The organism is Mesorhizobium sp. M6A.T.Cr.TU.016.01.1.1 (genome assembly GCF_003952585.1).
Lineage (GTDB): Bacteria > Pseudomonadota > Alphaproteobacteria > Rhizobiales > Rhizobiaceae > Mesorhizobium > Mesorhizobium mediterraneum.
This window is the reverse complement of the sequence record NZ_CP034452.1, coordinates 6,237,049-6,255,876: the sequence shown is the minus strand read 5'-3', so window position 1 is coordinate 6,255,876 and position 18,828 is coordinate 6,237,049. Positions and strand designations below refer to the sequence as shown.

Below are 18,828 nucleotides of genomic sequence, written 5' to 3'. Positions count from 1 at the left end.
TCAATGGGTTGTATCCCCTTGCCAAATGAGAACAAAAAAGGTACAAATTAATAAGGATTACGGATTGTCCGGCCTTCATTGACGACAAAGGGGTGATGTATCATGGCTCAGAATTCTTTGCGGCTTGTAGAGGACAAAGCAGTGGATAAATCAAAGGCTCTGGATGCGGCGCTGTCGCAAATCGAGCGTGCCTTCGGCAAGGGCTCGATCATGCGGCTCGGCGCAAACGAGCAGGTCGTCGAGATCGAAACGGTGCCGACCGGCTCGCTTGGCCTCGACATCGCGCTTGGCGTCGGCGGTCTGCCGCGCGGCCGCATCGTCGAGATCTACGGGCCGGAAAGCTCGGGCAAGACGACGCTAGCGCTGCACACGGTGGCCGAGGCCCAGAAGAAGGGCGGCATCTGCGCCTTCGTCGATGCTGAGCATGCGCTCGATCCGGTCTATGCCCGCAAGCTCGGCGTCGATCTCGAGAACCTGCTGATCTCGCAGCCTGATACCGGCGAGCAGGCGCTGGAGATCTGCGACACGCTGGTGCGTTCCGGCGCCATCGACGTGCTGGTGGTCGATTCGGTCGCGGCGCTGACGCCGCGCGCCGAAATTGAGGGCGAGATGGGCGATTCGCTGCCGGGCCTGCAGGCCCGCCTGATGAGCCAGGCGCTGCGCAAGCTGACCGCCTCGATCTCGCGCTCCAACACCATGGTCATCTTCATCAACCAGATCCGCATGAAGATCGGCGTCATGTTCGGTTCGCCCGAGACCACGACCGGCGGCAACGCGCTGAAATTCTATGCTTCGGTCCGCCTCGACATTCGCCGCATCGGCTCGGTCAAAGACCGCGACGAGGTCGTCGGCAACCAGACCCGCGTCAAGGTCGTCAAGAACAAGCTGGCGCCGCCCTTCAAGGTGGTCGAATTCGACATCATGTATGGCGAGGGCGTGTCCAAGACTGGCGAGCTGGTCGACCTTGGCGTCAAAGCCGGCGTGGTCGAGAAGTCGGGCGCCTGGTTCTCCTACAATTCGCAGCGTCTCGGCCAGGGCCGTGAGAACGCCAAATTGTTCCTGCGCGACAATCCCGATACGGCGCGCGAGATCGAATTGGCGCTGCGGCAGAATGCCGGGCTGATCGCGGAGAAATTTCTCGAGAATGGTGGTTCCGAAGGCGGCGACGATGGTTTCGAGGATGAAGCCGGCGCGATGTGAGGCTTCGGTGGTGGCCGGAGTTTGGCCATAATTCCCGCTCATCACCTGCAGCTCATGTAATCGAGTTCTGTATTGTTGCGTTTCGAACCGCCGGCCTAGCGCCGGCGGTTTGCGTTTCAGCGGCGGCGCCGAGATGACCGACAAGCCCTGCAAATTGGCCCAATTCCGTGTTTCTGGACAGGGTGCAACGCGGCGGCTAAAAGGCCATGTCCATTTGCCGTCGGCCGGGCCGACGGCTCTCTCTAAAAGTTAAAAGGCAGTATTATTCATGAGTGGCGTTAACGAGATCCGGTCGACATTCCTCGACTATTTCCGCAAGGAGGGTCACGAGGTCGTCGCGTCGAGCCCGCTGGTGCCGCGCAACGATCCGACGCTGATGTTCACCAATGCCGGCATGGTGCAGTTCAAGAACGTCTTCACAGGCCTGGAAAAGCGACCTTATTCGCGTGCCACGACGGCTCAGAAGAGTGTGCGCGCCGGCGGCAAGCACAATGACCTCGACAATGTCGGCTACACCGCCCGCCACCTGACCTTCTTCGAGATGCTCGGCAATTTCTCGTTCGGCGACTATTTCAAGGAACGCGCTATCGAGCTTGCCTGGAACCTGATCACCAAGGAGTTCGGGCTGAAGCAGGACAAGCTGCTGGTCACCGTCTATCACACCGATGACGAGGCCGCCGCCTTCTGGAAGAAGATCGCCGGCTTTTCCGACGATCGCATCATCCGCATTCCGACCTCGGACAATTTCTGGGCGATGGGCGACACCGGACCTTGTGGGCCGTGCTCGGAGATCTTCATCGACCGTGGCGAGCACATCTGGGGCGGGCCTCCCGGCAGCCCCGAGGAGGACGGCGACCGTTTTCTCGAATTCTGGAACCTGGTGTTCATGCAGTATGAACAGGTGACGAAGGACGAGCGCATCGACCTGCCGCGCCCGTCGATCGACACCGGCATGGGCCTGGAGCGCATGGCCTCCATTCTGCAAGGGGTGGAGAGCGTCTTCGAGACCGACCTGTTCCGTCACCTGGTCGACGCTGCGTCGTCCGCGCTCGGCCGCGGTCCGGATGCGGACACCGTCGGATCGTTCCGCGTCATCGCCGATCATTTGCGTTCGTCTTGCTTCCTGGTGGCCGACGGCGTGCTGCCGTCCAATGAAGGCCGCGGCTATGTGCTTCGTCGCATCATGCGCCGCGCCATGCGCCATGCACAGTTGCTCGGTGCCCGCGATCCGCTGATGTGGCGCCTGGTGCCGGCGCTGGTGCGCGAGATGGGCCAGGCCTACCCGGAACTGGTGCGCGGCGAACAGATGATCACCGAGACGCTGAAGCTTGAGGAAACGCGTTTCCGCAAGACGCTGGTGCGCGGCCTGGGCCTGCTTTCGGAGGCGACGGAAAGACTGGGCGCCGGCGACATGCTGGATGGCGAGACAGCCTTCAAGCTCTACGACACCTATGGCTTTCCGCTCGATCTGACGCAGGACGCGCTGCGTCAGCGCAACATCTCGGTCGATCTTGCCGGCTTCACCAATGCGATGGAGCAGCAGAAGGCCGAGGCGCGCAAGAGCTGGGCTGGCTCCGGCGAGGCCGCGACCGAAACGGTGTGGTTCCCGGTGCGCGAGAAGAACGGCGCCACCGAGTTCCTCGGTTACGAGACCGAGCAGGCGGAAGGCCTCATCCAGGCGCTGGTCAGGGACGGCAAGACCGTTGACAGCGCGGCCAAGGGCGACGCCGTTGCCGTGGTCGTCAACCAGACGCCGTTCTATGGCGAATCCGGCGGCCAGATGGGCGACACCGGCCTCATTTTAGGCGAAGGGTTCTCGATCGAGATCTCCGATACGCAGAAGAAGGCCGATGGGCTTTTCGTGCATCTCGGCAAGGTGATCAGCGGCACGGTCAACACGGGCGGAACCGTCGAGCTGAAGGTCGACCATGCGCGCCGCTCCAGGCTGCGCGCGAACCATTCCGCGACGCATCTGATCCATGAGGCGCTGCGCGAGGTGCTCGGCACTCATGTCGCGCAGAAGGGCTCGCTGGTCGCGCCCGAGCGTCTGCGCTTCGACATCTCGCACAACAAGCCGATTTCGCCGGACGAGCTCGAAGAGGTCGAGCGCATGGCCAACGAGATCGTCGTCCAGAACAGCCCGGTGTCGACGCGCCTTATGTCGGTCGACGACGCCATCGCCGAGGGCGCCATGGCGCTGTTCGGCGAGAAGTATGGCGACGAAGTGCGCGTCGTTTCGATGGGAACGGGCTTGCATGGCGCCAAGGCCAACCGGCCCTATTCGGTCGAGCTCTGCGGCGGCACGCATGTCAGGGCGACCGGCGATATCGGTCTGGTGCGCGTCGTGTCGGACAGCGCTGTCGCCGCCGGCGTGCGCCGTATCGAGGCGTTGACCGGAGAGGCGGCCAGAAAGCATCTCGACGAGCAGGACAAACGGCTGAAGGCGGTCGCTGCCACGCTGAAGATTTCGCCGGCCGACGTGCCGGCCCGCGTCGAGGCGCTGCTCGATGAGCGCAAGAAGCTCGAAAAGGAACTGACCGAGGCGCGCAAGAAGCTGGCGCTGGGCGACCGCTCGCCATCCGGTGTGCCTGCGGAAAACGAAACCATTGCCGGTATCGGTTTCCTTGGCAAGGCGGTGTCCGGCGTCTCGCCAAAAGATTTGAAGCCGTTGGCCGATGCCGGCAAGAAGTCGCTCGGCTCCGGCATCGTGGTCTTCGTTGGCGCCGGCGAGGACAACAAGGCGAGCGTCGTGGTCGGTGTCACCGACGATCTGACCGCTCGCTTCAGCGCCGTCGATCTGGTGCGCGTGGCATCCGCTGCCTTGGGCGGGCAGGGCGGCGGCGGTCGGCCTGACATGGCCCAGGCCGGCGGCCCGGATGCCTCGAAAGCCGAGGAAGCGATTGCTGCGGTGAAGGCGGCGCTGGAAGCTGCGTGAATCCTCCACCAGTCAGGCGAGGCCGAAGTGGCAGCGGGGATGATGTGGCAACGTTGACCATGTATCAAGTCGACGCCTTTGCCGAACGGGCTTTCCAGGGCAACCCTGCTGCCGTTCTCATTTTGGCGGACTGGCTATCGGACGATGTGATGCAGGCCATCGCAAACGAGAACAATCTTGCTGAAACCGCGTTTGCGCGGCCGAATGGCGAGAGTTGGGATTTGCGCTGGTTCACGCCGGTTCATGAAGTCGACTTCTGTGGCCATGCTACTCTTGCGACCGCCCATGTATTGGCCGCGGAACACAATGTGCCTGGCGACATGGCCTTTGCCACGCGGGTGGGTGAGTTACGAGTTTCCCAGCGGGAAGGTACCTACCAGCTCGATCTGCCGTGTTTTCCGCCGCAGCCGCTCGGAGGGAAGTTAACGCTGGCGCTGCAAGAGATATTTCCCCTGCGTCCGGTTGCGAGCTTCCGCAATTTCGAAAACCTGTTTGTCGAGCTTGCCGACGAGGCTTCCGTACGGTCATTCGTTCCCGATCTGCTGAGGATCGGAACCCTTCATCCTCTTGGCCTGGTCATTACGGCGCCTGGGCGAGCCCATGATTTCGTCTCGCGTTATTTCGTGCCTGGGGCGGGCATTCCCGAGGACCCGGTGACTGGCTCCACTCATGCGACACTGGTGCCTTACTGGTCTGAAAAACTCGGCAAGACGCATCTGTCGGCATTCCAATGCTCGCGGCGCGGCGGGCATTTGCTGTGCGACCTGGCTGGAGATCGCGTGCTGATCATAGGTCGTGCGAAGACTTTCATGAAGGCGGAAATCTATCTTCCCGAATGAGCAGCTGCCATTCGGAGACCGCTTCGCCTCACCCGGCCTTTTCAGTACGGGCAAAACTCGGGCGCTCGGCGATGCGAACCCACCAGGCCTGGACATCGGCAAACTCGGCGAGCAGGTTCCGCCCTTCGGCGACCCTGATGAAATAGCCGATGATCGGCGCCGCATGCAGGTCGGCCAGCGTCAGTTCGCTTCCCATCAGCCATGGTCCCGGGGCTTTCAGGGAGGAGAGCGCCTGCAAAGTCGTGCGGGCCTTTAAAAGCCCGTCGGCGATCAGGGCTTCGTCGGGTGTTGTCTTCTCCAGCCGCTCGACGGCGACATCCCAGACCATAGCCCGATAGGCATAGGCGTCGAGCATGCCGATGATCTGGTTCATGGTCGCCCGACTGCGCGCCTCTTGCGGTTGCAGCGCCGGCCCGTCGAACGCCTCGTCGACATATCTGGCAATTGCGCTGGTCTCGCAAAGCCGAAACCCGTCATGCTCGAAGGCAGGGATGCGACCGAACGGGTGATGGCCGAAATACCAGCGGGGAATACCGTCCGCCGCGAAGACATCGACCGGCACAAGCTCATAGTCGATGCCCTTTTCCTCGAGCACGAGGCGGACGATGCGCACATAGACGCTGTAGTCCGCCCCGTAGAGGATCGGCTTGGTCATCTCGTTTGGCCGTCAGGCCATCGCCTTCTGCAGATTCTCATCGATCTTGTCGAGGAAACCGGTGGTCGAAAGCCATGGCTGGTCGGGGCCGATCAGCAGCGACAGGTCCTTGGTCATGAAGCCGGCCTCGACGGTCTGGATGCAGACCCTTTCGAGCGTCTCAGCAAAACGCTTCAACTCGGCGTTGTCGTCGAGCTTGGCGCGATGGGCGAGCCCGCGCGTCCAGGCGAAGATCGAGGCGATCGAATTGGTCGAGGTTTCCTCGCCCTTCTGATGCTGGCGATAGTGACGGGTGACGGTGCCATGTGCCGCCTCCGCCTCCACCGTCTTGCCGTCCGGCGTCATCAGCACCGAGGTCATCAGGCCTAGCGACCCAAAACCTTGCGCCACCGTGTCCGACTGCACGTCGCCATCGTAGTTCTTGCAGGCCCAGACATAGCCGCCCGACCATTTCAGGCTGGAGGCGACCATGTCGTCGATCAGCCGGTGCTCGTACCAGATCTTTTTCGCCTTGAATTCGGCCTCGAATTCAGCCTCGTAGACTTCCTGGAAAATGTCCTTGAAGCGGCCGTCATAGGCCTTGAGGATGGTGTTCTTGGTCGAGAGGTAGACCGGGTAGTTGCGCAGCAGGCCGTAATTCAGCGAGGCGCGGGCGAATTCCCGGATCGACTCGTCGAGATTGTACATGGCCATGGCGACGCCGGCGGCCGGCGCATCGAACACCTCATGCTCGATGACCTTGCCGTCCTCGCCGACGAACTTGATCGTCAGCTTGCCCTTGCCGGGAAAGCGGAAGTCGGTGGCACGGTACTGGTCGCCGAAGGCATGACGGCCCACTATGATCGGCTTGGTCCAGCCGGGCACCAGCCGCGGCACGTTCTTCATGATGATCGGCTCGCGAAAGATGGTGCCGCCGAGGATGTTGCGGATGGTGCCGTTCGGCGACTTCCACATCTTCTTCAGCTTGAATTCCTCGACACGCTGCTCGTCGGGCGTGATCGTTGCGCATTTCACGCCAACGCCATGTTTCTTGATGGCATTGGCCGAATCGATCGTCACCTGGTCGTTGGTGGCGTCGCGGTGCTCGACGCTGAGGTCGTAATATTCAAGCTTGAGGTCGAGATAGGGGTGAATCAGCTTATCCTTGATGAACTGCCAGATGATGCGGGTCATCTCGTCGCCGTCGAGTTCGACGACCGGGTTCGCCACCTTGATCTTCGCCATGGAAAGAATGCCTCATTGTTGGGGATCGGAACGGCCTTGCCCGCATGGCTTTCGGCCGGGGATGCGGCCCGTATATCAAAGCATTTTTGGCCGCGCAAACGGCGATCCGCGTGGCCTGGCTCGACTACCGCCATCGGCCTCTCCTTGTGAACGCTTCATTTTCGCGGCCGGATATGGCAGGGGACGCTGAAATGCCGCAAACAGCAGTTCATTGACATCATGCAAGCCAGTAACGACATCCCTCCTGCCGCAGGCCCGGCGATCATCCTCGTCGAGCCGCAGCTCGGCGAGAATATCGGCATGGTCGCGCGCGCCATGGCGAATTTTGGGCTTGCCGAACTGCGCCTCGTGAATCCGCGCGACGGCTGGCCAAGCGAGAAGGCGCGCGCTGCCGCGAGCCGCGCCGACCATGTCATCGATGCCGTCACGGTCTTTGACGATCTGGCCTCGGCGGTTGCCGACCTGAACTTCGTCTTCGCCACCACGGCGCGCGCGCGTGATAATTTCAAGCCGGTGCGCGGACCGGTCGAGGCGGGCAGGGCGCTGAGAGCGCGCCAGCAAGCCGGGCAGCGCACCGGCATCCTGTTCGGCCGCGAGCGGTTCGGGCTCTACAATGACGAGGTCGGCCTCGCCGACGAGATCGTCACCTTCCCGGTCGATCCCGCCTTCTCTTCGCTCAACATTGCCCAGGCGGCCCTGCTGATGTCCTATGAATGGATGAAGTCGGGCTTGGAAGATGAGACGAAAACCAATTTTTCCAGCCCTGACATGATGCCGGCGACCAAGGAACAGTTGCACGGCCTGTTCGCGTATCTGGAAGGCGCGCTCGAGGCGCGCGGCTATTTCCGTCCGGCGCCGAAGAAGCCGAAGATGGTCGACAATCTGCGCGCGGTGCTGACGCGTGCCGGCTTCGCCGAGCAGGAGCTCAAGGTGCTGCGCGGCATAATATCATCGCTGGACAGGTTTTCGCCGGCCATGCCGCGCGGCGACGGATCGCCGGGTGATGATCCAAGACGGCTTCCGGCAGCCGCGGCACGCGCCGCCAAGGCGGAAGACAACGACTAGGAACAAATCGTTGGGCCTACCACTGGTAACCGAATGTTATTTGGTGGGGTCCATCATTTCAAAATGATGGACCCTCGGATGTGCGACCATCTTCCTGCCGTGGTCCCAGCCTTCCCTCTGAGTCCCAGTCTTTTCTCGTAATCCCAGTCCTTTCTCCTAATCAATGACAATGACCAACCCTTCAAACCCCCGTCCAATCCTGATGTTCGATTCCGGCATCGGCGGCCTGACGGTGCTGCGCGAAGCGCGCGTGCTGATGCCCGACCGCCGCTTCGTCTATGTCGCCGACGACGCGGCTTTCCCTTATGGGGCTTGGGAGGAACCGGCGCTGAGGGCACATGTACTGGAGCTGTTCGGCAGGCTGCTCGCCCGTTTTTCGCCAGCTATTTCGGTCATCGCCTGCAACACCGCCTCGACGCTGGTCATCGATGCGCTGCGCGAACGATTTCCCGGCCATCCTTTCGTCGGCACGGTGCCGGCGATCAAGCCGGCGGCGGAACGCACGCGCTCCGGACTTGTTTCGGTGCTGGCGACGCCCGGCACCGTCAAGCGCCAGTATACGCGCGACCTAATCAGCAAATGGGCCCAGAAATGCCATGTCCGCCTGGTTGGCAGCGACGGCCTGGCGGGACTGGCCGAGGTCTATATGCGCGAGGGCTTTGTCGACGAAGAGGCCGTGCGTGCTGAGATCGCACCGTGCTTCGTCGATCATGATGGACTGCGGACCGACATCGTCGTGCTTGCCTGCACCCATTATCCCTTTCTGGCCAACCGCATGCGCAAGACGGCACCTTGGCCGGTTGATTGGCTCGATCCAGCTGAAGCGATCGCGCGACGGGCGCTCTCGCTGCTCGTTGACATCGAGGGCAGGAATCGCGGCGACGCGCTGCCGGAAGGCGCCGATGTTGCTGTCTTCACCTCAAAGAGGGTTGATTTCCCGACTCGCCGCCTGATGCAGGGGTTTGGGCTGGCGATTTCCTGATATTTAGGAACATCATCCCGACCGATACGTTTTCTCCCATTGGCAACAGGAGAAACGATCATGCCAGCCACATCAAAGTCCCAGCAGAAAGCTGCCGGCGCGGCATTGTCCGCCAAGCGTGGCGAGACCAAGAAGAGCGAGCTCAAAGGCCCTTCGAAGGGAATGTACAAATCCATGAGCGAAAAACAGCTCGAGGAATTTGCCGAGACCAAACGTAAGGGCCTGCCGGAGAAGAAAGCGAAGCACTAGCCGCTCGTCCGCACCAGGCAGGGAGGTCGGTTCCGGTTCCATGGTTTGACAGCCGCGGCCGAGCCGCGGCCCTTGGGTCGTATCCACTCGCCATCACCGGCGCCAGCCGCAAGCTTGACACCGGTTAAATCTCCGTTTAATCAGCCCATCAACACCGGGCCGCAATGCCCGGTGGTTTCTTTATGTGCGCAAGACGTTTGGGAAGCGCTCTATTTCCCGGGTCTTGTGTAAAATGACGTGTCCCGTGGGTTTTCCGCCGCGTTGCGTGGGAAAACCCTGTCAGGTCTCGAAAACGGGGGCCAGAGGAGGGCGCGTTTCCTTCACCCGGACCATGAGGTTCCGGGTGTACTGTTTTGAAAGGGAATGCGATGAGCAAGCGCGAATCTGCGAAATACAAGATCGACCGCCGTCTCGGCGAAAACATCTGGGGCCGCCCGAAATCCCCGGTCAACAAGCGCGAATACGGTCCCGGCCAGCATGGCCAGCGCCGCAAGGGCAAGCTTTCCGATTTCGGCCTGCAGCTGCGTGCCAAGCAGAAGCTGAAGGGTCACTACGGCGACGTTTCGGAAAAGCAGTTCCGCAAGGTCTATGAAGAGGCGGATCGTCGCAAGGGCGACACCTCGGAGAACCTGATCGGCCTGCTCGAATCGCGTCTCGACGCGGTCGTCTACCGCGCCAAGTTCGTGCCGACCATTTTTGCCGCCCGCCAGTTCGTCAATCACGGCCACATCAATGTCAACGGCAAGCGCGTCAACATCGGCTCGTACCGCTGCAAGCCGGGCGACGTCATCGAAGTGCGCGAAAAGTCGAAGCAGCTGGTGATCGTCCTGGAATCGGTAGGCCTGGCCGAGCGCGACGTGCCTGATTACATCGAGGTCGACCACAACAAGATGACCGCGACCTTCGGGCGCATCCCCGGCCTGTCGGATGTTCCATTCGCCGTGCAGATGGAACCGAACCTGGTCGTCGAATTCTATTCGCGCTGATCGATTTCTTCATCTGCAACAGCATCGAAGGCCGCCCCTCGAGGCGGCCTTTTCTTTTGGGCATCCGAAAATCGATTTCGATTTTCGGGCCGATGCGCTAATCCGGGCAGCAACAAGGACCTTTGGGGCCGACGCGCCATGAACATGCTGCCTGATGCCAAGACACTCGAACCGATCGCCGATGCCGCAGGCGGCTTTCATCCGCTGTTTGCCGATGTGCCGTCCTCCGTCGAGTTCAACAAGCTGCGCAAACGGCTGCTGCGTCTCGCCCGTCAGGCGATCGACGATTTTTCGATGGTGAGGCCAGGCGATCGCTGGCTGGTTGCCTTGTCGGGCGGCAAGGATTCCTATGGCCTGCTCGCTTTGCTGCTCGACCTCAAATGGCGCGGGCTGCTGCCGGTCGAGCTGTTGGCCTGCAATCTAGACCAGGGCCAGCCCAATTTTCCCAAACACATATTGCCCGACTATCTCAATAAATACGCCATCCCGCACCGCATCGAATATCAGGACACTTATTCGGTGGTGACCGACAAGCTTCCCGAGGGCAGCACCTACTGTTCGCTGTGCTCGCGGCTCAGGCGCGGCCATCTCTACCGCATCGCGCGGGAGGAGGGTTGCTCGGCGCTGGTGCTCGGGCATCACCGCGAGGACATACTTGAAACCTTTTTCATGAACCTATTCCATGGTGGGCGCCTCGCCGCCATGCCGCCAAAACTGCTCAACGACGACGGCGACGTCATGGTGCTGCGGCCGCTTGCCTTTTGTGCCGAGGCCGATCTCGAAAAATTCGCCAGCGCCATGAAATTCCCGATCATCCCGTGCGATCTATGCGGGAGCCAGGATGGCTTGCAGCGCAATGCGATGAAGGCGATGCTCGACGGCCTGGAAAAGCGCATGCCCGGCCGCAAGGACACGATGATCCACGCCATGACCAATGTGCGGCCCTCGCATCTGCTCGACAGAAAGCTGTTCGATTTCGCCGCCCTCAACGAGACCCACACCACAAGGCAAGACATTCCCGATGACATTTGACGATACCGCGATCGACTGGCTTGCCACCCTTCTGTCCGACGCCGCCATTGCCGAGATCATGCCGCGTTTTCGTCGGCTGGATGAGGGCGAGGTTCGCCAAAAAACCTCGGCAGCCGACCTGGTGACGGAGGCCGACGTGAATGCCGAGCGGCTCATCACCGTCAGGCTGCGTGAGCGTTACCCCCAGGCGATGATCGTCGGCGAAGAGGCATGCTCCGACGATCCGGCGCTGCTCCAGGGTCTCGGCGACGCCGATCTCGCCTTCGTCATCGATCCGGTCGACGGCACCTTCAACTTCGCCTCCGGCGTGCCGCTGTTCGGCGTCATGCTCGGCGTCGTGGTGAAGGGCGAGACCGTCGCCGGCATCATTCACGATCCCGTCGGCAAGGACTGGCTGATCGGCGCCAAGGGTGCCGGCAGCCACATACGGCATGCGCATGGCACTCTGGAGAAGGTGCATGTCGCCGAGCCTGCACCGATCTCGCAAATGACCGGTGCGGTTTCCTGGCAATACATGCCCGAGCCGGAACGGTCACGGCTGGCGCGCAACCAGACGAAATCCCTGTCGCAGTTCGGCTATCGCTGCGCGGCGCACGAATACCGCCTGCTGGCGAGCGGCCACGCCCACTTCGTCGTCTACAACAAGCTGATGCCGTGGGATCATCTGGCCGGTGTGCTGATTCATGCCGAGGCAGGTGGTTACGCGGCGCGTTTCGACGGCAGCGCCTATCTGCCTTCGCATGTCGGAGGCGGCCTTCTTGTCGCGCCGGACAAGGAAAGCTGGCACGAACTGCGCCGCGAGCTCTGGGCGGAATAGGCCGTCCGGCATCGATCCGGTTCAGGCCACGCCCGGCCGATCTCGATTAGCCCGCATTGCGCTCGATATGATTCCGACTTTTAGGGTCACGCGCTAGCCGAGGCTGTCGCCCAGGTTTCCGCGATTGCGACTACGGCGGCGTTGATCGGCCCGCTCGGGATCGTCGGCATCACTGACGCGTCGACGATGAAGACGTTGTCGAAGCCGTTCAGCCGCAAATCCGGGTCGACGACGGCGTCGGCATCCCCGCCCATCCTGCACGTGCCGGCAGGATGATGATGTGTGGAAGCGGCGCTCGCGATGAAAGCGTCAAGATCGGCGTCCGACCGCACCGGCGATCCCGGCAGGACTTCCACGTCGCGCCATTCGTCGAGCGCTGGATGATGACCAATGGTGCGCGCCGTCTTCAGGGCCGTCCTGAAAACCGCCCGGTCGTGTTCGGTTTCGAGATAATGCGGGTCGATGATGGGTGCATCGGCCCGGCCCGGCCCGCTCGGTGCGATGCGCCCACGGCTGGTCGGATGGGTGACGCCGCATAGAATCGTGAAAGCCGAGCCATAGGGCGGGGCACTCAGGCCGTCTGCGGCTGATGGGGCAACGACGCAGGCGAGCACGATATCGGGGCTTCCCGTCGAACGAGTAATATCGCTGCCATGCAGGTACATCAGCGATTCCGAGTGCTGCAGGCGCGACGGCGGCAGCGGTTTTTTGGTGCTGTAGACATTTCCAAGAACCAGCAGATGGTCCTGCAAATTGCGGCCGACATCGCTTCGGTCGGCGAGGCAGCGTATCCCCGCTTGCGTCAGCGTATCCGCATCGCCAATGCCCGACCGCATGAGGATGAGCGGCGACGACACCGCGCCGGCGCAAAGAACGATCCTGTCGGCGGAGACCGTCGTGGTCTCTCCGTCACGCACGACAGCCACACCCGTGGCCCGCTGGCCCTCCAGCAGGAGGTGCTCGACCTCGTGGGCGGTGAGCAAGGCAAGGTTCGGTCGTGCCCTGACCTCCGGCGGCAGATAGGCATCGGCGACGCTCAGGCGCCGGCCGGCGCGGATGTTCAGCGAATTGGGGCTGGTGCCGGCCAGCTCGCCGCTGTTGTGATCGGTCAAGGCGGAGATTCCCATGGCCCGTCCGGCGGCCATATAGGCGCGGACGACGGGGCTGACCTCTGCATCCGGCAGGTAGACGTCCAACGGTCCGCTACGGCCGCGCGACGGCGCATCGAAGGCGGTGAAAGCTTCACTGCGGACAAAGCCCGGCAACAAGCCCGAAAAGGACCAGCGCTCGCCGCCGGCAGCCGCCCAGGGTTCGAAATCATCGGGATGACCACGCACATAGGCCATGGCATGCAGGCAGCTCGAACCGCCGACGATCTTTCCACGTGGCCATTCGTGCACGCGGTTTGCGGTAAAGGGTTGCGGCACTGTCCGATAGGCCCAGTCGTAGGCGCGGCCTTGCAGCATCGTCCATTTCAGCGGGTTGGCGATGTCGGGATCGGACGGCATCACCCCGGCCTCGATCAGGCCGACCTGGCATGATCGGTCCTCGCTCAGCCGGCTGGCCACCACCGAGCCGGCCGATCCCGCGCCGACGACCAGCACGTCGAAATGACGTTTCACTTTTGAAGTCCCCGCGCAGGCTGCCTGGCTAATAGGAAAACACGCTTATGCGGCAAAGGCGCCGGCATTCGATCGTTCGGTGATCTGTCTTTGCACGGACAGCAAATGCGCGCGCATCGCCGCCTCGGCCGCTTCCGGGTCGCGTTTCGAGATCGCTTCGGCAATCAGACGATGTTCGCCGTCGCGCTCGGCGATCCGCTTGGGGCAGGTGGGTGCCGCGGTGCGTGCGATCTTCACCCGCGCATCGACCCCGACCTGGCGCAGCATCTTGTAGAATTCAGCGGCAAGATGGTTGCGAGCGGCTGCAACGATGGCGAGATGAAACGCGAAATCGACTGCGCCCGACGAGGCATTCTCCGGCGTGGTTGCCGCATCGATGATCCGGGCCGTCTCGAATGACGAAGCGCGCAGCGATGCCAGCCGGGCGAGGCCCGGCTCCATCAGCAGGCGCAATTCCAAAACCTCGATTGGATTGGTTACCCTGACAAGCTCCTCGCCATATCGGGGCAGGGCGGTTGGCGCACGCCTGGCGCGCGCCGGTTTCAAATCGCCTGACTGACGCAGCAATTCGAGCGCCTTGCGAAGCTGGTGACGCTTCACATTCAGATGTTCGGCAAGGTCACGCTCGGAAGGCAACTTGCCGCCACCCTGTTGCAACCGGCGGACCGCTGCAATGATGTCGTCGAGATCCGATGATACGATCTGCGGCTCGAATGCGTTCAAAACCAAATCTCCTGTCTGATCGGCAGCCGCCGACTCAACGTCCTGACATCATCTTGTGACGCGGAATCGATGAACACGGCACTCAACCAACTCAACCAATCTACATCTGCGCCCAGTGGTTGACAACACCAGTTGCGCGATGGTTGAGTGCCGCAGTTGTTTCTTTGACGGCTCACATCTCGGTGGGGCCGTCCTTCTCCCGAGGACCGTGCATGCCGTTTGGGGAAACATTTGACTATGTCATTGTCGGAGCCGGGTCGGCCGGCTGCGTGCTTGCAAACCGCCTGAGCGAAGATCCGGATGTTTCCGTGCTGCTCTTGGAAGCCGGGGACTGGGATCGCGATCCGATGATCCATATCCCGCTTGGCTGGGGCAAGATTCTGACCGAGCGCCGTCACGACTGGATGTATTTCTGCGAGCCCGAGGCCAATGTCGGCGGACGCAAGGTCGAATGCGCACGCGGCAAGGTCATCGGCGGCTCCTCCTCCACCAACGCCATGGCCTATGTGCGCGGCAATCGTGGCGACTATGATCGCTGGGCGGCCAGCGGCCTGACCGATTGGTCGTTCGACAAGGTGCTGCCCTATTTCAAGAAGCAGGAGCGCTGGGAAAAGGGCGAGAGCGACTATCGCGGCGGCAGCGGTCCGCTGAACACCCAGTTCTGCCGCTACAAGGACGAGCTGATCGATGCTTTTGCCACCGCCAGCCGGGATGCCGGATATCCTCAGACCGACGACTATAATGGCGCCGTGCAGGAAGGTTTTGGTCGCCTGCAGATGACGATCGCAAACGGTCGCCGCTGCTCGACCGCGTCGGCCTATCTGCGTCCCGCCATGCGCCGCAGCAATGTCAAGGTGCTGACCGGCGCGATGGCGACGAGGATCCTGCTGAAGGATGTGCGCGCGACCGGCATCGCCTATACCAGAGGCGGCGCGAGCCACCAGGTTTTGGCACGGCGTGAGGTCCTGCTTGCCGGTGGTGTCATCAATACGCCTCAACTGCTGATGCTGTCGGGGATCGGCGATAGTGGCGAGCTCGCCGCGCATGGTATCGAGGCGAAAGTCGACCGTCCGGAGGTCGGCAAGAACCTGCAGGACCACGTTTCAGTCATTTTGATGTATCGGCGCAAGCAGCCGGGACCATTCCTCAAGATGATGCGGGCCGATCGTATCGGGCTGGATTTCGTCAAGACCTATCTCACCGGCAAGGGCTTTTCTGGCGATGTGCCTGGCGGGGTCGTGGCATTCCTGAAAAGCGATGCAAGTCGGCCATTGCCGGACGTCCAACTGCTTTTCACGGCTGCACCGCTTGCCGCATGGCCCTACATGGCACCATTCAAGGCGCCCTTCGCCGATGGTTTTGCGACGCGCATCGTCGCCGTCCAGCCGGAGAGCAGGGGGAGCGTGAAGCTGGCGTCGAGCGACCCGTTGGCCGCGCCGCTGATCCACCAGAATTTCCTGTCCTCACCGCGTGACTGGCAGTCGCTCCGCGCCGGCTTCCGCGTGGCGCGCAACCTCGCTGCGCAACCATCGATGACGCCGTTTATCGCCTCGGAATTCTTTCCGGGGCCGCAATGCCAGAGCGACGACGAGATCGATGAGCATATTCGCAAGACCTCGATCACCGTGCACCATCCCGGCGGCACCTGTCGCATGGGTGTCGACGCCGGGTCGGTGGTCGATCCCGAACTGCGGGTGCGCGGTGTTGCCGGTCTTCGCGCAGTGGATGCTTCCGTGATGCCGGACCTCATCTGCGGGAACATCAATGCGGCGGTCATCATGATCGCCGAAAAGGCCTCGGACCTGATCCGCAGCCGTGCTGAACAAGCCATGGCGGCCTGATTGGCGGCACCCGGTGTTCAACCAAAATCCTTTGGTTGAAAGAAAAATTCGAATTGGTTGGGCTGCCGAGCAGTTGCTGCGGTCGCGGTAGTTTGATCTGCATCTGCTCGATTATCCGTTTTCTCGCGCATTTCCGAGTTTTTCTGCCGCTTTTCGTGGCATTTGCCTTTCAGAAAAGCACTCAACCAAAAACTTAAAAGATTCTCAGTTTTGGGATTGTCGAGCAAAACCAATCCGAATACGGTTGAGTTGGTTAAATGCATTTTCTTCGCGAAGAGAGGTGTCAGACATGTCCATGGCGCAACCAGCAGACCTTGCCGTCACCAACAAGAAGGCCGCGCTGAAGGGCCTGTATGACGCCCTCTACGAAAAGAACATGTTTCCGTTCTGGGCGACATCGGAAGGCGTCGATCACGACGAGATTAAGCAGCTCATGGCGACGTCGAAGGCGATACCCTTCGTCTGGTCCTATGCCGACATCGAGCCGCTGCTGCAGCGCGCCGCCGAACTGGTCACCATGGACGATAGCGAGCGCCGCTCGCTGATCCTGGTCAATCCCGGTCTTGCGCCCAAGCGCGCATCGGTCAGCACGATGTACACCGCCTATCGCCTGAATGATCCAGACGAGATCATGCCGCCGCACAAGCACTCGCCGAGCGCCATACGTTTTGGCCTGACCGGCAAGGGCAACTTTACCGGCGTCGAAGGCGAGGATGTGGTTTTCGGCCCCGGCGACATGGTGCTGACACCCAATGATGCCTGGCACAATCACGGCACTGTCGGCGGCGAGCAGGCGGTCAACCTTTCGGTTCTCGACCTGCCGCTGGTCGAGACACTGCACGCCGTGCATTTCGACCACAAATACACCGAGATGGTCGACGGCAAGGAAGTCGAGAAGAAGGTGCAGACCGCCCGTTTCCCGAGCGATTATTCGCAACGCATCTATGGGGAGGGCGGCCTGATGCCGCGCTTCGTCGACCACAAACGCGGCGGCGGCCTGTCGTCGCCGATGTATGTCTATCGCTGGGAGAAGATGGAAGCGATCCTAGATGCCCACAAGGATTGGGACGGCGATCCGCACGAAGGTATCGTCATCGACTATGTCGACCCCACCACCGGCGGCCCGGTCTTCCACACGATCAACTTCTACGTCCAGATGTTGCGGCCGGGCGAAAAGACGCTGCCGCAGCGCGAGACCGCCAGCCTGCTGTTGGCGCCGTTCCGCGGCAATGGCCATTCAATCATCGACGGCAAGCGCTACGACTGGAACCAGTTCGACACGATCGCCATACCGGGTGGTTCCTGGGTCGAGCACGTCAATGGCTCCTCGTCCGAGCCGGTCATCTTCTTCGGCGCGACCGATGCGCCGACCCAGAAGGCGCTGCTCCTCTACAAGCGCTGGGGCCGCAACCAGGCCGGCGATCTACTCCGCATCGTCTAGCTTTTGCAGCGGAAACCTGTCCGCGCCGCCATAGTGGCGCGGACACCGAAAAAGACGTTTTCAGCAGCAAGGGCGTATGCATTTGGTTTCGGCGTTCAACACAAAGCTGATCGGCCATATCGACTGTCCGGGCGGTGGTCAGGTCTGGGTCGACCGCAACGTTCTCTATATCGGCCACATGCGTCCGCCGAGCGGCACGACGCTGGTCGATATTTCCGATCCGCGCAATCCGAAGAAGATCGCGACGATCGATGTTCCGCCGGGTTGGCATTCACACAAGGTGCGCGCCCAGGACGGTCTGATGATCATCAACCACGAGCGCTTCGGCGATGCGGGCCCTGCCGATTTCGGCGGTGGCCTGGCGCTTTACGACACGAGCCGGCCGGCAGAGCCGAAGCTCATCTCGAAGTGGATAACCGGCGGCCATGGCGTGCATCGCTACGACTATGACGGCCGCTACGCCTATATCTCGCCAACCGCCGACGGCTATGTCGGCAACATCGTGATGATCCTCGACCTGATCGATCCGGCGAGCCCGGTCGAGGTCGGGCGCTGGTGGATACCAGGCCAGTGGACCGGCGGCGGTGAAGAGTATCCGTGGCATGACTACGTCACGCCACGCTGCCACCATCCGCTGCGCATGGGCGACCGGCTCTATGTCAGCTACTGGCATCACGGCCTGTTCATCCTCGACATTTCCGACATTTCGAAGCCGAAGCTTGTTTCGCATATCAATTCGAGCCCGAGTTTTCCGCATCCCACGCATACATGCCTGCCGATCCCGCAGCCGCTCAAGGGCCGCAACATCATGGTGGTGGCGGACGAGGATGTCGCCAAGCTCCGGCCTTCGCCGCCGGCCTTCACCTGGATCTATGACATCACCGACGAGACGAACCCGCTGCCGATCTCGACCTTCCAGGTGCCCGGCCTCGACCCGGACGGCGCACCGCAACCGCCGATGACCGGCTGCCATCAGCCTTCCGAACGGTTCAAGGGCACCATCATTCCGTTTGCATGGTTCGCGCAGGGGCTGCGGCTGGTCGACATCGCCGACCCGTTCGCACCCAAGGAGGTCGGCCATTTCATGCCCGATGCGCCTGAAGGCGCCGAGCGCTCATCTTCCAACGACGTCACCATCGACGACCGCGGCATCGTCTACCTGATCGACCGTATCCGTGGTGTCGACATCATCGAAACCAGCGTTCTCTAGGGGGACA

General features: G+C 61.8%; 17 protein-coding genes. 12 read left to right on the top strand and 5 right to left on the bottom strand.

Going from position 1 to position 18,828, the window contains the following annotated elements; translation table 11 throughout:
* The first annotated feature begins 102 nt into the window (after positions 1-102).
* From recA to EJ075_RS30335, 3 genes are all read left to right on the top strand, one after another.
* Positions 103-1,200 carry a recombinase RecA gene (recA, locus tag EJ075_RS30345; RefSeq protein ID WP_008875470.1) on the top strand — a complete coding sequence of 366 codons (1,098 nt, stop codon included), beginning with the start codon at positions 103-105 and terminating at the stop codon, positions 1,198-1,200.
* 268 nt (positions 1,201-1,468) lie between these two features.
* On the top strand, positions 1,469-4,135 hold the full coding sequence (alaS, locus tag EJ075_RS30340; RefSeq protein WP_095489597.1) for an alanine--tRNA ligase: 2,667 nt from the start codon (positions 1,469-1,471) through the stop codon (positions 4,133-4,135).
* 59 nt (positions 4,136-4,194) lie between these two features.
* Positions 4,195-4,974 (top strand): PhzF family phenazine biosynthesis protein, encoded by a 780-nt coding sequence (locus EJ075_RS30335; protein ID WP_095489596.1) that lies wholly within the window; start codon positions 4,195-4,197, stop codon positions 4,972-4,974.
* A 28-nt stretch (positions 4,975-5,002) separates the two neighbouring features.
* On the opposite strand, the gene EJ075_RS30330 is transcribed toward EJ075_RS30335, so the two are convergent.
* Both EJ075_RS30330 and EJ075_RS30325 read right to left on the bottom strand, forming a co-directional pair.
* Entirely contained in the window at positions 5,003-5,629 is a 627-nt protein-coding gene (locus EJ075_RS30330; RefSeq protein WP_126106830.1) for a glutathione S-transferase family protein, read from the bottom strand.
* Between the two features lie 12 nt (positions 5,630-5,641).
* Positions 5,642-6,853: an NADP-dependent isocitrate dehydrogenase gene (locus tag EJ075_RS30325; protein ID WP_126106829.1), complete on the bottom strand. Its 1,212-nt coding sequence runs from the start codon at positions 6,851-6,853 to the stop codon at positions 5,642-5,644.
* A 219-nt stretch (positions 6,854-7,072) separates the two neighbouring features.
* On the opposite strand from EJ075_RS30325, the gene EJ075_RS30320 reads away from it, so the two are divergent.
* From EJ075_RS30320 to EJ075_RS30295, 6 genes are all read left to right on the top strand, one after another.
* Complete coding sequence (locus EJ075_RS30320; RefSeq protein WP_126106828.1) at positions 7,073-7,918, top strand: RNA methyltransferase; 846 nt, start codon at positions 7,073-7,075, stop codon at positions 7,916-7,918.
* A gap of 169 nt (positions 7,919-8,087) precedes the next feature.
* Positions 8,088-8,900: a glutamate racemase gene (gene murI, locus EJ075_RS30315; protein WP_126106827.1), complete on the top strand. Its 813-nt coding sequence runs from the start codon at positions 8,088-8,090 to the stop codon at positions 8,898-8,900.
* A gap of 60 nt (positions 8,901-8,960) precedes the next feature.
* Positions 8,961-9,149, top strand: coding sequence for a DUF3008 family protein (locus EJ075_RS30310; RefSeq protein WP_126106826.1), 189 nt, complete (start codon positions 8,961-8,963; stop codon positions 9,147-9,149).
* Between the two features lie 368 nt (positions 9,150-9,517).
* The gene (gene rpsD, locus EJ075_RS30305) at positions 9,518-10,135 is read left to right on the top strand and encodes a 30S ribosomal protein S4 (protein WP_029353615.1); all 618 of its coding nucleotides are present in this window, start codon (positions 9,518-9,520) and stop codon (positions 10,133-10,135) included.
* 138 nt (positions 10,136-10,273) lie between these two features.
* Complete coding sequence (ttcA, locus tag EJ075_RS30300; protein ID WP_126106825.1) at positions 10,274-11,167, top strand: tRNA 2-thiocytidine(32) synthetase TtcA; 894 nt, start codon at positions 10,274-10,276, stop codon at positions 11,165-11,167.
* Positions 11,157-11,984 (top strand): inositol monophosphatase family protein, encoded by an 828-nt coding sequence (locus EJ075_RS30295; protein ID WP_126106824.1) that lies wholly within the window; start codon positions 11,157-11,159, stop codon positions 11,982-11,984. Before ttcA ends, EJ075_RS30295 begins: the two co-directional genes overlap by 11 nt.
* 86 nt (positions 11,985-12,070) lie before the next feature.
* Here the strand turns inward: EJ075_RS30295 and EJ075_RS30290 are convergent, their stop codons facing one another.
* On the bottom strand, positions 12,071-13,606 hold the full coding sequence (locus EJ075_RS30290) for a GMC family oxidoreductase N-terminal domain-containing protein (RefSeq protein WP_164547225.1): 1,536 nt from the start codon (positions 13,604-13,606) through the stop codon (positions 12,071-12,073).
* Between the two features lie 45 nt (positions 13,607-13,651).
* Complete coding sequence (locus tag EJ075_RS30285; protein WP_126106823.1) at positions 13,652-14,329, bottom strand: FCD domain-containing protein; 678 nt, start codon at positions 14,327-14,329, stop codon at positions 13,652-13,654.
* Positions 14,330-14,541: 212 nt separating this feature from the next.
* Here EJ075_RS30285 and EJ075_RS30280 point away from each other — a divergent pair, with 212 nt between their 5' ends.
* Complete coding sequence (locus tag EJ075_RS30280) at positions 14,542-16,170, top strand: choline dehydrogenase (protein WP_126106822.1); 1,629 nt, start codon at positions 14,542-14,544, stop codon at positions 16,168-16,170.
* Positions 16,171-16,187: 17 nt separating this feature from the next.
* Here the strand turns inward: EJ075_RS30280 and EJ075_RS30275 are convergent, their stop codons facing one another.
* Positions 16,188-16,433: a hypothetical protein gene (locus EJ075_RS30275; RefSeq protein ID WP_126106821.1), complete on the bottom strand. Its 246-nt coding sequence runs from the start codon at positions 16,431-16,433 to the stop codon at positions 16,188-16,190.
* 32 nt (positions 16,434-16,465) lie between these two features.
* On the opposite strand from EJ075_RS30275, the gene EJ075_RS30270 reads away from it, so the two are divergent.
* Positions 16,466-17,611, top strand: coding sequence for a cupin domain-containing protein (locus EJ075_RS30270; RefSeq protein WP_245458048.1), 1,146 nt, complete (start codon positions 16,466-16,468; stop codon positions 17,609-17,611).
* Between the two features lie 76 nt (positions 17,612-17,687).
* Positions 17,688-18,821: a hypothetical protein gene (locus tag EJ075_RS30265; protein WP_126106819.1), complete on the top strand. Its 1,134-nt coding sequence runs from the start codon at positions 17,688-17,690 to the stop codon at positions 18,819-18,821.
* Positions 18,822-18,828 lie beyond the last annotated feature (7 nt).

What these genes read in the sequence shown, in the direction of transcription:
- recA (WP_008875470.1), top strand. Translation starts at nt 103, where the DNA reads ATGGCTCAGAATTCTTTGCGGCTTGTAGAGGACAAAGCAGTGGATAAA.
- alaS (WP_095489597.1), top strand. Translation starts at nt 1,469, where the DNA reads ATGAGTGGCGTTAACGAGATCCGGTCGACATTCCTCGACTATTTCCGC.
- EJ075_RS30335 (WP_095489596.1), top strand. Translation starts at nt 4,195, where the DNA reads ATGTATCAAGTCGACGCCTTTGCCGAACGGGCTTTCCAGGGCAACCCT.
- EJ075_RS30330 (WP_126106830.1), bottom strand. Translation starts at nt 5,629, where the DNA reads ATGACCAAGCCGATCCTCTACGGGGCGGACTACAGCGTCTATGTGCGC.
- EJ075_RS30325 (WP_126106829.1), bottom strand. Translation starts at nt 6,853, where the DNA reads ATGGCGAAGATCAAGGTGGCGAACCCGGTCGTCGAACTCGACGGCGAC.
- EJ075_RS30320 (WP_126106828.1), top strand. Translation starts at nt 7,073, where the DNA reads ATGCAAGCCAGTAACGACATCCCTCCTGCCGCAGGCCCGGCGATCATC.
- murI (WP_126106827.1), top strand. Translation starts at nt 8,088, where the DNA reads ATGACCAACCCTTCAAACCCCCGTCCAATCCTGATGTTCGATTCCGGC.
- EJ075_RS30310 (WP_126106826.1), top strand. Translation starts at nt 8,961, where the DNA reads ATGCCAGCCACATCAAAGTCCCAGCAGAAAGCTGCCGGCGCGGCATTG.
- rpsD (WP_029353615.1), top strand. Translation starts at nt 9,518, where the DNA reads ATGAGCAAGCGCGAATCTGCGAAATACAAGATCGACCGCCGTCTCGGC.
- ttcA (WP_126106825.1), top strand. Translation starts at nt 10,274, where the DNA reads ATGAACATGCTGCCTGATGCCAAGACACTCGAACCGATCGCCGATGCC.
- EJ075_RS30295 (WP_126106824.1), top strand. Translation starts at nt 11,157, where the DNA reads ATGACATTTGACGATACCGCGATCGACTGGCTTGCCACCCTTCTGTCC.
- EJ075_RS30280 (WP_126106822.1), top strand. Translation starts at nt 14,542, where the DNA reads ATGCCGTTTGGGGAAACATTTGACTATGTCATTGTCGGAGCCGGGTCG.
- EJ075_RS30275 (WP_126106821.1), bottom strand. Translation starts at nt 16,433, where the DNA reads ATGCATTTAACCAACTCAACCGTATTCGGATTGGTTTTGCTCGACAAT.
- EJ075_RS30270 (WP_245458048.1), top strand. Translation starts at nt 16,466, where the DNA reads ATGGCGCAACCAGCAGACCTTGCCGTCACCAACAAGAAGGCCGCGCTG.
- EJ075_RS30265 (WP_126106819.1), top strand. Translation starts at nt 17,688, where the DNA reads ATGCATTTGGTTTCGGCGTTCAACACAAAGCTGATCGGCCATATCGAC.